Source organism: Tepidimonas sp. (assembly GCF_036824975.1).
Lineage (GTDB): Bacteria > Pseudomonadota > Gammaproteobacteria > Burkholderiales > Burkholderiaceae_C > Tepidimonas.
Map to the genome: position 1 here is coordinate 2,131 of NZ_DAISZC010000046.1, position 14,133 is coordinate 16,263.

At 67.0% G+C, this 14,133-nt stretch carries 11 protein-coding genes; 10 read left to right on the top strand and 1 reads right to left on the bottom strand.

Translation table 11 applies throughout. From position 1 onward, the window contains the following. Nucleotides 1-110: 110 nt before the first annotated feature. Entirely contained in the window at nucleotides 111-1,430 is a 1,320-nt protein-coding gene (locus V7Z54_RS06650) for an NAD(P)/FAD-dependent oxidoreductase (RefSeq protein WP_334135305.1), read from the top strand. Nucleotides 1,431-1,469: 39 nt separating this feature from the next. On the opposite strand, the gene pdxR is transcribed toward V7Z54_RS06650, so the two are convergent. Continuing rightward, nucleotides 1,470-2,978: a MocR-like pyridoxine biosynthesis transcription factor PdxR gene (pdxR, locus tag V7Z54_RS06655; protein WP_443082445.1), complete on the bottom strand. Its 1,509-nt coding sequence runs from the start codon at nucleotides 2,976-2,978 to the stop codon at nucleotides 1,470-1,472. Nucleotides 2,979-3,125: 147 nt separating this feature from the next. Between pdxR and V7Z54_RS06660 the strand changes: the two genes are divergently transcribed. The 9 genes from V7Z54_RS06660 to V7Z54_RS06700 form a co-directional block, all read left to right on the top strand. After that, entirely contained in the window at nucleotides 3,126-3,905 is a 780-nt protein-coding gene (locus tag V7Z54_RS06660; protein ID WP_334135308.1) for a gamma-glutamyl-gamma-aminobutyrate hydrolase family protein, read from the top strand. Between the two features lie 70 nt (nucleotides 3,906-3,975). Next, the gene (locus V7Z54_RS06665; protein WP_334135310.1) at nucleotides 3,976-5,346 is read left to right on the top strand and encodes a glutamine synthetase family protein; all 1,371 of its coding nucleotides are present in this window, start codon (nucleotides 3,976-3,978) and stop codon (nucleotides 5,344-5,346) included. Nucleotides 5,347-5,446: 100 nt separating this feature from the next. Continuing rightward, on the top strand, nucleotides 5,447-6,862 hold the full coding sequence (locus tag V7Z54_RS06670; protein WP_334135311.1) for an aspartate aminotransferase family protein: 1,416 nt from the start codon (nucleotides 5,447-5,449) through the stop codon (nucleotides 6,860-6,862). 157 nt (nucleotides 6,863-7,019) lie between these two features. After that, the gene (locus V7Z54_RS06675) at nucleotides 7,020-8,189 is read left to right on the top strand and encodes an extracellular solute-binding protein (protein WP_334135313.1); all 1,170 of its coding nucleotides are present in this window, start codon (nucleotides 7,020-7,022) and stop codon (nucleotides 8,187-8,189) included. A gap of 209 nt (nucleotides 8,190-8,398) precedes the next feature. Next, complete coding sequence (locus V7Z54_RS06680) at nucleotides 8,399-9,514, top strand: ABC transporter ATP-binding protein (RefSeq protein WP_334135314.1); 1,116 nt, start codon at nucleotides 8,399-8,401, stop codon at nucleotides 9,512-9,514. A gap of 50 nt (nucleotides 9,515-9,564) precedes the next feature. Continuing rightward, nucleotides 9,565-10,485, top strand: a complete 921-nt coding sequence (locus V7Z54_RS06685; protein ID WP_334135317.1) for an ABC transporter permease — start codon at nucleotides 9,565-9,567, stop codon at nucleotides 10,483-10,485. 15 nt (nucleotides 10,486-10,500) lie between these two features. Next, entirely contained in the window at nucleotides 10,501-11,358 is an 858-nt protein-coding gene (locus V7Z54_RS06690) for an ABC transporter permease (RefSeq protein ID WP_334135319.1), read from the top strand. A gap of 185 nt (nucleotides 11,359-11,543) precedes the next feature. Beyond that, nucleotides 11,544-13,022, top strand: a complete 1,479-nt coding sequence (locus tag V7Z54_RS06695; RefSeq protein WP_334135321.1) for an aldehyde dehydrogenase — start codon at nucleotides 11,544-11,546, stop codon at nucleotides 13,020-13,022. Nucleotides 13,023-13,263: 241 nt separating this feature from the next. Beyond that, nucleotides 13,264-14,133, top strand: an 870-nt coding sequence (locus V7Z54_RS06700) for a lysophospholipid acyltransferase family protein (RefSeq protein WP_334135322.1), incomplete at its 3' end; no start/stop codon positions are given.

Genomic DNA, 14,133 nt, shown 5'->3' on the forward strand with positions numbered 1-14,133 from the left:
CGGGACGGGTGCCGATGCGGTCTGCGCAGGGTTGCCGCGTTTGGCCCCGTGGGTGGGCAGTGGGCGCGGTATCGTCGCGCGTGCAGGGTTGAATTTCCGTGCGCTTGACCATGAAGCCTTCTTTGTTGCGTTCCGACACCCAGCTCAACACTGACAGCTACTACGAAGCAAGCGTTCAGCGGCCCCCCGTGCAACCGCCTCTGGAGGCAACGGTGCGGGCCGACGTGGTGGTGATCGGGGGTGGCTACGCGGGTCTGAGCGCGGCGCTGGAGCTGGCCGAGCGTGGCCGGCGCGTCGTTTTGCTGGAAGCCGACCGCATCGGCTCGGGTGCCAGCGGGCGCAACGGTGGGCAAGCCATCGTCGGGTACGCGTGTGGCATGGGCGTGCTGCGCGCGCAGCTGGGGGCAGAGGGCGCGCGTCAAGCCTGGGCGTTGTCGCTTGAAGGCGTGCGCCTGATCGACGAGCGCATTGCGCGCCATGCCATCGACTGTGACCGCGTGCACGGCTATCTGTACGTGGCCGACAGCGCGCGCAAGGCGCGTGCGCTGCGCGCGGAAATGGACGAACTGCAGCGCGACTACGGGCTGGAACTGCAATGGGCCGAGGGAGCGGCTGTGCGCGAGCGCATCGACAGCGCGCGCTACGTGGCCGCGGCGTTCGAGCGGCTCTCTGGGCATCTGCATCCGCTGAAATACGCGCTGGGACTGGCGCGCGCGGCGCAGGCCGCCGGGGTACAGATCCACGAACACAGCGCGGCGCGGCGTCTGCAGCAGGGTGCGGGCGGCGTGCGGGTGGACACCGACGCGGGACAGGTGCAGGCCGACTTTGCGGTGGTGGCAGGCAACTGCACGCTGCCCGAGTATGGCCCCGGCGTTCTGCAGCCGATTCACGCCCGCATCATGCCGGTGGGTACCTATATTCTGGCTACCGAGCCGTTGCCGCGCGCGCTGGCCGACAGCCTCATCCCCGATCGCGCTGCGGTGTGCGACAACAACGTGGTATTGGATTATTTCCGGCTCAGCGCCGACAACCGGCTGCTTTTTGGCGGGCGCGTCAGCTACACGACGATGACGCCACCGCGTCTGCGTGAGACGATGCGTGCGCGCATGCTGACCGTTTTCCCACAGCTGGCCGGGGTGCGGATGACGCACCTGTGGGGCGGGTTTGTGGACATCACGATGAACCGCGCGCCCGACTTCGGCCGCGTGGGACAGCGCGTGTATTACCTGCAGGGGTTTAGCGGGCACGGGGTGGCGCTCACCGGGCTGGCCGCACGCCTGGTGGCCGAGGCGGTCTGTGCGCAATCGCAGCGTTTCGACCTGTTCACACGGCTGCACCACCGGCCGTTTCCCGGAGGGCCGTGGCTGCGCACGCCGCTGCTGGCGCTGGGCATGGCCTGGTATCGCTGGCGCGATGCGCTGGGGTGGTAGTGTCGCCTTCCCGGGAAGGGACCCTGTTGCTGGGCGCTGTCAGCGCTGTCCGCCCGGCGCGGGGGTTGCGCGCAGTGCTTGTTGCACCGCCTCCGCGATGCGGCGCGCGCTGGGCTCGATCAGCTTGGGCTGGGCGTAGCCGTAGCCGATCAGCAGGCCGCGCCAGTCGCGCCGCTGTAAGCAATAGGCCGACAGGGGCCGCACCGACAGTCCCTCGCGCGCGAGGGTGGCGGCCAGCGCCCGGTCGTCCACGGTGGCGGGCAGGTGCAGACACAGGTGCAGGCCCTGCGCGGCGCCTGAGAGGCGCACTCCCGTACAAGCCAGCAGCGGCTGCAGCGCCTGCAGCAGGGCGGCGCGGCGCGCGGCGTAGGTTTGACGTGCGCGGCGCAGCGCAGCCGCGAAGTGGCCCAGCTCCATGAACTCGGCCAGCGCCGCCTGCAGCGGCAACTGGCCAGGACGGTGCAGGTCGTAGTGGGCACGGCGAAACGCCTCCACCAACCCCAGCGGTACCACCAGATAGCCCAGCTTGATGCCGGGATACAGCACTTTCGAAAACGTGCCCATGTAGCACACACGCCCGTCTTCGTCTAGGCCAGCCAGCGACGCCAGCGGCGCGCCGTCGAAGCGGAATTCGCTGTCGTAGTCGTCTTCCAGCACCCAGGCACCGGTGGCGCGCGCCGCCTGCAACAGAGCATGGCGGCGTGCCAGCGTCATCACCGCGCCCGATGGATATTGGTGTGAGGGCGTCACGTAGATCAGGCGTGGGGCGGGGGCATCCGCAGCGGGTGGCACCCAGCCCTCGCCATCGACGGCCGTGGGGTGCAGCCGCAGGTCGCAGGCAGCAAACGCCTTCACTGCCCCCCAGTACGCCGGATCCTCGATCCACACCGTGTCGCCGGGGTCGGCCAGCAGCCGCGCACACAGCTCCAGCGACTGCTGGGTGCCGGTGGTGATGAGCACCTGCTCCGGCTGCAGGCGCACGCTGCGCGACACGCGCAGGTAGTCGGCCACGGCACGGCGCAGCGGGCCGTAGCCGCCCAAGGTGGTGTAGTCCAGCATCTCGGGGCGGGCGGCGCGCCAGTGCCGGTTTTGCAGGCGCTGCCACAGCGCCACTGGAAAAGCGCCGAAGTCAGCCGTCCCGGGCGTGAAGGGCTGAATTTCGAGCTCGGCGGCGCCCGGCTCGGCAGTCAACCGCTGCCCGCGCGCCGACAGGCCCGGCAGCCGGTGGCCATCGTCACGGGGACGTTGCTGCGATGCCCCCCGGTGCAGCGGCAACTGTTCGTGCACGTAAGTGCCGCTGCCCACGCGACTGACCACATATCCCTCGGCGCCCAACTGTTGCAGCGCCGCCACTACCGTATTGCGCGACAGACGCAGATCCTGCGCCAGTTCGCGGCTGGAGGGCAGGCGGTCGCCCGGCCCCAGGCGGCCATCCCAGATGGCGCGCCGCAGCGCCTCGTACAGGCGCCGGTTCAGCGGCAGGCCGGCGTCGGGGCCGGCCGGTCCGTCAGGGCGCGCCAGCTCGGTCAGCAGGTAGTCGGCCAGCAGGGTCGAGGACTGGGTCATGGTCGCGCAGAGGGCGGAGGGTTACAAGTGGATCCCCGGCAGCCGGGCAAGTGGCACCCATTGTGCCCGCAAACGGGGCCCAGAATGGATCCAATGACAGCGCACCATCTGCCTGAACCGCTCGTTTGGATGCCTGCCGACCACCGCTTGCTCGGCGATGGCGACCGGGCCCAGCCGTACCTGCTGCTGGGGGACAAGTACGCCCGCGCCGTCAAGGTGTGTGCGCAGGCGCAGCCGGTGATGTTTCCGCTGGCCGACGCCGCCAGTGTCCCGGCGTTGCTGGCGGCTGTTGACGGTGTGGTGCTGACCGGCTCGCCCTCCAACGTGCACCCTCGGCACTTCGGCGAGCCGCTGGCCGAACCGGCGCTGCCGCTGGACGAGGCGCGCGACGAGGTGACGCTGGCGGTGGTGCGCGCAGCCCTGGGCATGGGTGTGCCGCTGCTGGGCATTTGCCGGGGTTTTCAGGAAATCAACGTGGCACTGGGCGGCAGTCTGCACCAGCGGGTGCATGCGTTGCCCGGGCATCTGGACCACCGCGAGCCCGCACAGGTGCCGCTGGCTGAGCAATATGCCCCGCGGCATACGGTGACGGTGCAACCGGACAGCCTGCTGGCGCGGCTGGCGGGCGGCGCGCCCGAGCTGCGCGTGAACTCGTTGCACGGGCAAGGCATCCGCCGCTTGGCACCTGGCCTGCGCGCGGTGGCGCATGCGCCAGACGGCCTCATCGAAGCGGTGGAATTCGAAGAAGCACGCGCGTTTGCGCTGGCGGTGCAGTGGCATCCCGAGTGGCGCTGCTGGGAAGATCCCGTCGCCAGCGGGTTGTGGCGCGCGTTTGGTGATGCCGTGCGCCAGCGCCGTGCGCGGCGTGTGAACGCCATCGAGCATGGGGCGACCCTTCCGCGAGAATGAGGCCAACCCGCCGCGGTGCGGATTGGCCCATGTCGCGGCCCGACACGCCCGGTGGTACACGGAGCAAGCGATGAGCAGTGCGAAAGACCTCAAAACCTTCAACGATCTTGAGCAGTGGCTCAACGAGCGGCGCGTCACCGAAGTCGAGTGCCTGGTGCCCGACCTCACCGGCGTGGCACGCGGCAAGATCCTGCCGCGCGAGAAGTTCACCGAGGACCGCGGCATGCGGCTGCCGGCATCGGTGGTGGCAATGAGCGTGACTGGCGAGCAGCCCAGCAGTGGTCCGTACTACGACGTCATCGATCCCACCGAGCGCGATATGCAGCTGCGCCCGGATCCGACGACGGCGCGCATCGTGCCCTGGGTGCAAGACCCCACCGCGCAGGTCATCCACGACTGTTTCGACCACAGCGGCCGCCTCATTCCCTATGCGCCGCGCAGTGTGTTGCGTCACGTCTGCGGTCTGTTCGACGAGCTGGGCTTGCGGCCGGTGGTGGCTCCCGAGCTGGAGTTTTATCTGACCGCGCGCAACACCGACCCCAACACCTTGCTGCACCCGCCGGTGGGGCGCAGTGGCCGTGCCGAGACCTCACGCCAGGCCTACTCCATCGACGCCGTCAACGAGTTCGACCCGCTGTTCGAGGAGATCTACGACTACTGCGACAAGATGGAGCTCAACGTGGATACGCTCATCCACGAAGTGGGCGCCGGGCAGATGGAGATCAACTTCTTCCACGCCCACCCGCTGGAGCTGGCCGACGAGGTGTTCCTGTTCAAGCGCACGGTGCGCGAGGTGGCGCTGCGCCATGACATGTACGCCACCTTCATGGCCAAGCCCATCGCCGGTGAGCCTGGCAGCGCGATGCACATCCACCAAAGCCTGGTCGATGCGGCCACCGGGCGCAATATCTTCAGCAACGAAGACGGGTCGCCGTCGGAAGCCTTCTACCACTACATCGGCGGGCTGCAGCGCTACATCCCGGCGGCGATGGCGCTGGTGGCGCCCTACGTCAACAGCTACCGGCGCTTGGCGCGCCACACCGCCGCCCCCATCAACATCGAGTGGGGGCACGACAACCGCACCGTCGGCATTCGCTCGCCCATCGCGCCGCCGCAGGCGCGGCGGCTGGAAAACCGCGTCATCGGTGCCGATGCCAACCCCTACATCGCCATGGCCATGACGCTGGCCTGCGGCTATCTGGGCCTGGTCAACAAGATCAAGCCCAAGCCCGAAATGCGGGGCGACGCCTACCTGTCACCCTATGCGCTGCCGCGCAGCCTGGGTGAGGCGTTGGACTGGCTGCGCCGTGAGCCCGACCTGCACCACGTGCTGGGCGAGGCCTTCATCACCGTCTACACCGAAATCAAGGAACTGGAGTTCGAAGAGTTCATGAAGGTGATCTCGCCCTGGGAGCGCGAGCACCTGCTGCTGCACGTGTAGCTGCCCGCCGTGGCCACTGGCCAAGCGCGGGTTGGCACGCGTGCACCGGCCTCGGTCCACGCCACCCCCTGTCATCCCCCTGCTTACCGGAGTAACGCCGATGAATGCCCCGCTGCCGCTGGCCGACGCCCACCTGCGCGAAGTGCAGGCGCTCGACGCTGCACACTTCCTGCACCCCTTCACCGACCACCAGGCGCTGGCGCAGCGCGGCGCGCGCGTCATCACCCACGCCAGCGGCGTGCACATCTGGGATGCGCGCGGGCAGCGCATCATCGACGCCATGAGCGGACTGTGGTGCGTCAACGTCGGCTACGGCCGCCAGGCCCTGGCTGACGCCGCCTACCGCCAGATGCTGCTGCTGCCCTACTACAACGCGTTTTTCCAGACCACCACCGAACCCGCGGTGCGGCTGGCCGCGCGCCTGTGCGAACTGGCCCCGCCGGTCGACGGACGCGCCTTCACACACGTATTTTTCACCAGCAGCGGCTCCGAGGCCAACGACACCAACGTGCGCCTGGTGCGCCGCTACTGGGACCTGATGGGCCAGCCGCAGCGCAAGGTCATCATCAGCCGCCGCAACGCCTACCATGGCTCCACGGTGGCCGCCGCCTCGCTGGGCGGCATGGCCGCCATGCACGCCCAAGGCGACCTGCCGATCCCCGGCATCGAGCACATCGAGCAACCGCACTACTGGGCGTTGCGCCAGCCGGGGGAGTCGGCGGCCGATTTTGGCGTGCGGGCGGCGCGTTGGCTGGAGGAGAAAATCCTTGCCATCGGCCCCGAGCGGGTGGCGGCCTTCATTGCCGAGCCGGTGCAGGGTGCCGGCGGCGTCATCATCCCGCCCGAGACCTACTGGCCCGAAGTCCAGCGCATCGTCGAGCGCTACGGCATTTTGCTCATTTCCGACGAGGTGATTTGCGCTTTTGGCCGTCTGGGCCACTGGTTTGCTTACGAGCGCTTTGGCACCCGGCCCGATCTGGTGACCTTCGCCAAAGGGGTGACCAGTGGTTATGTGCCCCTGGGTGGGGTGCTGGTCAATGAACGCGTGGCACGCGTGCTCATCGAGCGCGGCGGCGAATTTACCCACGGCTACACCTACAGCGGCCACCCGGTGGCATGCGCGGTGGCGCTGGCCAATCTGGACATTCTGCAGGGCGAGGCGCTGCCGCAGCGCGTGCGCGACGACACCGGCCCGTATTTGGCGCAGCGTTTCGCCGAACTCACCGACCACCCGCTGGTGGGGGTGGCCGAAACCTGTGGCTTCGTCGCCGGGCTGATGCTGGTGCGCGACAAGGCTACGCTGCAGCCCTGGCCCGATACGTGGGAGGTGGGCATGATCTGCCGCGCGCATTGTTTCGACAGCGGCGTGGTGATGCGTGCGGTGGGCGATCGCATGATCATTGCGCCGCCGCTGGTGATGACGCGTGCCGACATCGATGACATGGTGGCCTGTATCCGCACCGCCTTGGACAAAACGTGGGCGGATGTGCAACAAAAAGCAGCTGCCGGGAGCTGAAATCGGCCTGTCAGCTGCGGGAAAACGCCGTCCCTGCCCTAGAATCAGGCCGGGCAATCCTGTCCAGCGAAAGCATCACTGGCCATGCCGCTGTCGGTGTGGTCTGCTTTTTGCTTTAGGTTTTCCCGATTGGCGGTGCTCGACAAGGAGTCTGACGATGACGATACGTTGGTGGGGTGTGGCGGCCGTGGCGGCAGCGGTGCTGGCCGGCTGTGGCAAGAAAGAGGAACCCGTGGCGCAACCCGCGCCGGCCCCAGCGCCCGCGGTGGCGCAGGCGCCGGCCGCTCCGGTGCTCGACGACGAAAAGGTGCTCAACATCTACAACTGGCCGGACTACATTCCGGAGGGTATGCTGGAGGCCTTTGAGAAGGAAACCGGCATCAAGGTCAACTACGACACCTTCGAGACCAACGAGGCGCTGCACGCCAAACTGGTGGCCGGCAACACCGGCTACGACATCGTCGTGCCTGGCAGCGTCTTTGCCAAGCCACAAATCGAAGGCGGGCTGTTCCAGCCGCTGGACAAGACCAAGATCCCGAACTACAGCAACCTCGACCCTTCCGTGCTGAAGGTGCTCGACCGGGTTGATCCGGGCAACCAGTACCTCATTCCCTGGGGCTGGAGCTTTACCACCGTCGGCATCAACAAGACCAAGCTCGAGAAGGCCTTGGGTGGCACGCCCATGCCCGACAATGCGTGGGACCTGGTGTTTAACCCCAAGTACACCGCCAAGGTCAAGTCGTGCGGCATCGCGTATCTGGATTCGCCCACCGAAATCATTCCGGTGGCGCTGCACTACATCGGCAAGGACGCCTACTCCAACGATCCGGCCGACTACGCCGCCGCGGTGGACATGCTGATGAAGGTGCGCAAGGACATCCGTATCTTCAGCTCGACGATGATCGACGACATCGCCAGCGGCAAGGCCTGCGTGGTCATCGGCTGGGCGGGTGACATCAACATCGCCGCCGGCCGCGCGGCCGAGACCGGCTCCAAGGACGAGATCGTGGCGCTGCTGCCCTCCACCGGCGCGCTGGCGTTCTTCGACACCATGGCCATCCTGAAGGACGCCAAGCACCCCAACAACGCGCACGCTTTCATCAACTTTTTCCTGCGGCCCGAAAACGCCGCGGCCATGGCCACCGAGATGGGCTACAACACGGGCAACGCGAAGGTCAAGCCGCTGCTGCCGCCGGAAATCGCGGGCAACCCGTCGATCTTCCCGCCAGAGGACTACATGCCCAAGCTGATCCAGCCCAGCAGCTACACCAACGAAGCGCGCGAAGCGATGGCCTCGGCCTACAACCGCTTCAAGCGCGGCAAGTGACCTCACCTCCCCGCCGGTTCGAAGCGTGAGCCCAGGGGATCGGGCTGTTCCTGCATGCCAATGGGGACAGCCCGTATTTTTTGGTGCCATGCGCGGCGCAGCGAACCGCCGAGCGCCGACGCCGGCTGCCGTGCCGCGCCCTGCCACTCTCCGTCAAGATTGCCCATCCCGGGGTCTAAACCGATTCCACCGCAGGAGTACGATCCGTCATGGCTGAAGCTTCCCGTTCCGCGGCCGAGCCGCAGGACTACCTGGTCACCGAAAAGCTGGTCAAGAAGTTCGATGAGGTAGTGGCCGTCGATGAGGTGTCGCTGTCGGTGCGCAAGGGCGAAATCTTTGCCCTGTTGGGCAGCTCGGGCTGCGGCAAATCGACACTGTTGCGCATGCTGGCGGGCTTTGAGACGCCGACCTCAGGTCGCATCCTGCTCGGCGGCCAGGACGTGGTGAGCCTGCCGCCGTACGAGCGTCCGGTCAACATGATGTTCCAGAGTTATGCGCTGTTTCCGCACCTCAACGTCTGGGACAACATCGCCTTCGGGCTCAAGCGCGAGGGGCTGCCCAAAGCCGAGATCGCCAAGCGCGTAGACGACATGTTGGCGTTGGTGCAGCTGACGCCGTATGCACGGCGCAAGCCGCACCAGCTCTCGGGTGGGCAGCAGCAACGCGTGGCGCTGGCGCGCAGCCTGGCCAAGCGCCCCAAGCTGCTGCTGCTGGATGAGCCGCTGGGCGCACTGGACAAAAAGCTGCGCGAGCAGACCCAGTTCGAGCTGGTCAACATCATCGAGCAGGTGGGCGTGACGTGCGTGATGGTCACGCACGACCAGGAAGAGGCGATGACCATGGCCAGCCGCATTGCCGTCATGAGCAAAGGGCGGGTGCTGCAGGTGGGCACGCCGCAGGAGATGTACGAGAACCCGGTCAACCGCTTCGTGGCCGACTTCATCGGCAGCGTCAATCTCTTCGACGGCACCATGGCCATCGACGAGCCCGACCACTGCGCCATCGATGCGCCGATCGGCCGCATCCACGTCGGCTACGGCTCGCCGGGGGCCATTGGCATGCCGTTGAGCGTGGCCGTGCGGCCCGAGAAGATCGACATCGCCAAGGCGCGCCCGGACAACGTGCCGTGCAACCTGTTTCAGGGCCGCGTCAAAGAAATTGCCTACTTTGGCGCCTACAACAGCTATATCGTCGTTACGCCACAGGGGCACAAGGTTCGCATTACCGAGGCCAACACCTCGCGCCACGACCTGTCGGATATCACGTGGGATGACGAGGTCTGGTTCTGGTGGAGCGACACCGCCGGCGTCGTGCTGCGCGATTGACGCTGCGCCGTCGCCTGTCTCGCTCTGCACGCCGCACCGGAGTTTTCGCCATGGATCACGCCGCTTCCGCTACCGTCGCGCTGCCCGGGCGCCGCTTCGTCATCGCCGTGCCCTTTGTGTGGCTGACGGTGTTTTTTCTGTTGCCGTTCCTGATCCTGCTCTACATCAGCTTCGTGGACATGGGCGACGGCATCGATCCGTTTCAGCCGCTGTGGGATGTACAGGCCGGTGTGCTGCGTCTGAAATACGAAAACTACTGGACCATTTTCAAGGCTGAATGGGACGGGCCGCTGTTTCGCACCCTGTACGTGGACGCCTACGGCCGCTCGCTGCTGTATGCCGCCATCACCGCTACGCTGTGCCTTCTGATTGGCTATCCCTTCGCCTATTTCATCGCACGCAGTGCGCCGGCCGTGCGCCCGGCCCTGCTGCTGCTGGTGATGCTGCCGTTTTGGACCTCGTTTTTGCTGCGCGTCTACGCGTGGAAGGGCATTTTGGCGGATGCCGGCATCTTCAACCGCATCCTGATGGCGCTGGGGTTGATCGACGAGCCGCTGCACCTGCTCTACACCAACGTGTCGATGCTGGTGGGCATGACGTACGTGTATCTGCCGTTTATGGTGCTGCCGCTGTACGCCAATTTAGTCAAGCTCGACTGGCGGCTGCTGGAAGCCGCCTACGACTTGGGGGCCACTCCGTGGCGGGCGTTCTGGCTGGTGACGGTGCCGCTGTCCAAGGCCGGCATCATCGCTGGCTTCATGCTGGTGTTCATCCCATCGGTGGGCGAGTTCGTCATTCCGTCGCTGCTGGGCGGCCCGGAAAACCTCATGATCGGCCGCGTGGTGTGGGACGAGATGTTTACCGCCAACAACTGGCCGCGTGCGGCGGCGTTGGCCGTGGTGATGATTGCGCTCATCATCGTGCCGCTGGCCATCTACTACCGCCACAGTGGCGAGCGCCATCCGGCGTGATCAGGGGAGGCAGCCATGAAAAACCTGCTGCAGCGTCATTTCGGCACCGGCTGGATGCTGTTGGTCTATGCGTTTCTGTATGCCCCGCTGCTGTTCATGATCGTGTTTTCGTTCAACAGCACGCGGCAAGACGCCGTCTTTACCGGCTTTTCGCTGCGCTGGTACGAGGCGCTGTTTAACGACACCAAGATCGTCAACGGCTTTTTCGTGTCGCTGAAGGTGGCGCTGACCACCGGCGTGCTGTCGGCGGTGCTGGGCACGTTTGCGGCGTTCGTGCTGGTGCGCTACCGGCGCTTTTGGGGGCGCACGGTGTTTTCGGGCATGGTCAACGCGCCGCTGGTCATGCCCGAAGTGATCATCGGCCTGTCGCTGCTGCTGCTGATGGTGGGGGCGCAAAACGTCTTCGGCTGGCCGCAGCGCGGCATGCTCACCATCATCCTGGGCCACACGCTCATGGGCATGGCCTACGCGATGGTGGTGGTGCAGTCACGGCTGCTAGAGATGGACCGCCGCATCGAAGAAGCCGCGATGGACCTGGGTGCGCGTCCACACCAGGTGTTTTTTCTGGTCACGCTGCCCAACATCGCGCAGGCGGTACTGGCGGCGTTTTTGCTATCGTTTACGCTGTCGTTCGACGACGTGGTGATCTCGGAGTTTCTCTCCGGGCCGGGTGTCAACACGCTGCCGCAGGTCATCTTCGGCTATGCGCGGCGCGGCATCAATCCCACCATCTACGCCGCGGCCACGCTGCTCATCGTTACGGTGACGCTGGTGGTTGTCAGCTACGCGGTGTGGGTGGCGCGCAGCACGCGCCGGCGCGAGCGCGAGATCGCCGCTGCCGAGCGGGCGGAGCTGGCGGCGCTGGGGCGCTGAGCGCGAGGCGTCGGGATCGCGCCTGCGACGGCCGTCACGCTGGTGGCCGCTGCGGCGGGCCGCGGCAGCGCGAGCGTGCGCGGCGGGCACCACTGGCGCCGTTGCCGTCTGGGCAAGTGGCTACCTGCAGTGTGCTGCGCGCACGGTACGATGGATGCGTTGGATCTGCCGCAGGAGTTTTGCCGATGACGACCGCCCACCAGCTCACCTTTGATGGCCGCGCCTTCATCGGCGGCCAGCGTGTGCCCGCGCGCAGCGGCGCCGTGTTCGACTGCATCTCGCCCGTGGACGGGCGCGTATTGACGACGGTGGCGCGCTGTGACGCCGCCGACATCGACGCCGCGGTAGCAGCGGCCCGTGCGGCCTTCGAAGATGGACGCTGGGCGCGGCAGGCCCCCGCGGCGCGCAAGCGCGTGCTCATCCGGCTGGCCGATCTGCTGCTGGCGCACGCCGACGAGCTGGCGCTGACCGAGACCCTGGATATGGGCAAACCCGTGCGCTACGCCAAGGGCGTGGACGTGCACAGCGCCGCCAACTGCATCCGCTGGTATGCAGAGGCCATCGACAAGGTGTACGGTGAAATCGCCCCCACCCCGCAGACGGCGCTGGCGCTGGTCACGCGCGAGCCGCTGGGCGTGGTGGGCGTCATCGTGCCCTGGAACTACCCGCTGCTGATGGCGGCGTGGAAGATCGCTCCGGCCTTGGCGGTGGGCAATTCGGTGGTGCTCAAGCCCAGCGAGAAATCGCCGCTGTCAGCACTGCGCTTGGCCGAGCTGGCGCTGCAGGCCGGGCTGCCGCCGGGTGTGCTCAACGTCGTGCCCGGCTATGGCCCCGAAGCCGGGGCCCCGCTGGCGCTGCACATGGGTGTGGACGCCATCGCTTTTACCGGCAGCACCCGCGTGGGCAAGCAAATCCACGTCATGGCCGGGCAAAGCAACCTCAAACGTGCCTGGACTGAGCTCGGCGGCAAGTCGCCCAATATCGTATTTGCCGACTGCCCCGACCTGGAGCGCGCGGTCGATGCCGCCATCGGCAGCATCTGCTTCAACCAGGGCGAAAGCTGCAATGCCCCATCGCGCCTGTTTCTGGAGGCGTCGATCAAGGACGCCTTTCTGGAGCGGGCGCTGCCACGCCTGGCGCGCTACCAACCCGCCAACCCGCTGGACAAGGACACGGTGATGGGCGCCATCGTCGATCGTGCCCAGCTTGACACCATCGTGCGCTACATCGAGCAGGGTCAGGCCGAGGGCGCACGCCTGTTGGCTGGTGGGCAGGCGGTGCAACCGGTGCCCGGCGGCTTTTACGTGCAGCCCACGGTGTTTGACGGCGTCACCAACGACATGACGATTGCGCGCGAGGAAATTTTCGGCCCGGTGCTGTCAGTCATCACCTTCACCGACGCGGCCGAGGCGGTGCGCCAGGCCAACGACAGCATCTATGGCCTGCAGGCGGCGGTGTGGACGCGCGACCTCAACAAAGCACACGCGGTGGCGCGCGCGCTGCGTGCCGGCACCGTGCACGTCAATCAGTACGACGAAGACGACATCACCGTTCCGTTCGGCGGCTTTCGCCAAAGCGGCATCGGGCGCGATAAGTCACTGCACGCGCTGGACAAGTACACCGAACTGAAGACCACCTGGATCCGCATCGACAGCCCATGGTGACGGGCAGCCCGACCGCCCGGCTGACGATGGCGCTTTCGCCTTGCGCGGGGGGGCCTGCCGGGCGTGTCGGCGCAGCCGTGACCCTCGGGGCAGACCGGTGTGGCAGGGTCCACGCGCCCACGCGAATGGCGTTGAACAACGAGTAGTGGTGCTCATACCCACCGATGGTAGGCGCGCGACCGGACGCGGCGTGTGGGTTGCGGTCACCCGCGCGGCAGCGCGGCTATGATGCGCGGCGCCGATGAACGCCCCATCTGTTCCGTCCGAACCCCAAGTACCTTCAGACCCCGGCTGGCTGCGCCTGCTAGCGCGGCTGCCGTTGCCCGTGTGGCGCGCGGCGGGTGTGTTGCTGGGCGCCCTGTTGTACGTGGGGGCGCGGGCGCGGCGGCGCGTCGTGCACACCAATCTAGCGCTGTGCTTTCCGCAGGCCAGCGCCGCCCAGCGCCGACGCTGGGCTTGGCAGTCTTTTCGGTATTTTGCGCAAGCGCTGCTGGACCGGGTGTGGCTGTGGCATGGACCCAGCGAACTGGTGGCGCGACGCGTGCGGCTCGAGGGCGACTGGCAAAGCCTGCGTCAAGCGGGGCCGGTACTGTTGTTTTTGCCGCATTTTGCCGGGCTGGATGCCGCTGGCACGCGCCTGATGCAGGCCATTGACCGACCCTGGGCGGCGATGTACGCCGCTCAGAGCCGTCCTTGGCTGGACGGCTGGGTGCGCCGCGGGCGGCAACGCTTTCACGCACCACGCCTGATTGCGCGCCGCGACGGCGTGCGCGCCTTGGTGCGAGCGCTGCGCGATGGCTCGGCCACCTTTGTGTTGCCCGATTTGGATTTGGGGTGGGAGAGTGCCGTCTTCGTGCCGTTGTTTGGCGTACCCGCGGCTACCGTGACGACACTGCCACGCTTGGCCGCCCTGGCACAGGCACCGGTGCGGACGGTGGCGGTCACGCTGGAGACCCAGGGCTACCGGGTGCGCGTTGAGCCACCGTGGACCGACTTTCCCAGCGGCGACATCGCGCGCGACACACGGCGCATGAACGCGGTGCTTGAGGCCTTGATCACTGAGCACCCCGGCCAATACCATTGGTTGCATCGGCGGTTCAAGACGCGGCCA

Excerpts from the sequence above, each read along its gene's own strand:
- V7Z54_RS06695 (WP_334135321.1), top strand. The coding sequence starts at position 11,544 with ATGACGACCGCCCACCAGCTCACCTTTGATGGCCGCGCCTTCATCGGC.
- V7Z54_RS06660 (WP_334135308.1), top strand. The coding sequence starts at position 3,126 with ATGCCTGCCGACCACCGCTTGCTCGGCGATGGCGACCGGGCCCAGCCG.
- V7Z54_RS06685 (WP_334135317.1), top strand. The coding sequence starts at position 9,565 with ATGGATCACGCCGCTTCCGCTACCGTCGCGCTGCCCGGGCGCCGCTTC.
- V7Z54_RS06670 (WP_334135311.1), top strand. The coding sequence starts at position 5,447 with ATGAATGCCCCGCTGCCGCTGGCCGACGCCCACCTGCGCGAAGTGCAG.
- V7Z54_RS06675 (WP_334135313.1), top strand. The coding sequence starts at position 7,020 with ATGACGATACGTTGGTGGGGTGTGGCGGCCGTGGCGGCAGCGGTGCTG.
- V7Z54_RS06665 (WP_334135310.1), top strand. The coding sequence starts at position 3,976 with ATGAGCAGTGCGAAAGACCTCAAAACCTTCAACGATCTTGAGCAGTGG.
- V7Z54_RS06680 (WP_334135314.1), top strand. The coding sequence starts at position 8,399 with ATGGCTGAAGCTTCCCGTTCCGCGGCCGAGCCGCAGGACTACCTGGTC.
- V7Z54_RS06650 (WP_334135305.1), top strand. The coding sequence starts at position 111 with ATGAAGCCTTCTTTGTTGCGTTCCGACACCCAGCTCAACACTGACAGC.
- V7Z54_RS06690 (WP_334135319.1), top strand. The coding sequence starts at position 10,501 with ATGAAAAACCTGCTGCAGCGTCATTTCGGCACCGGCTGGATGCTGTTG.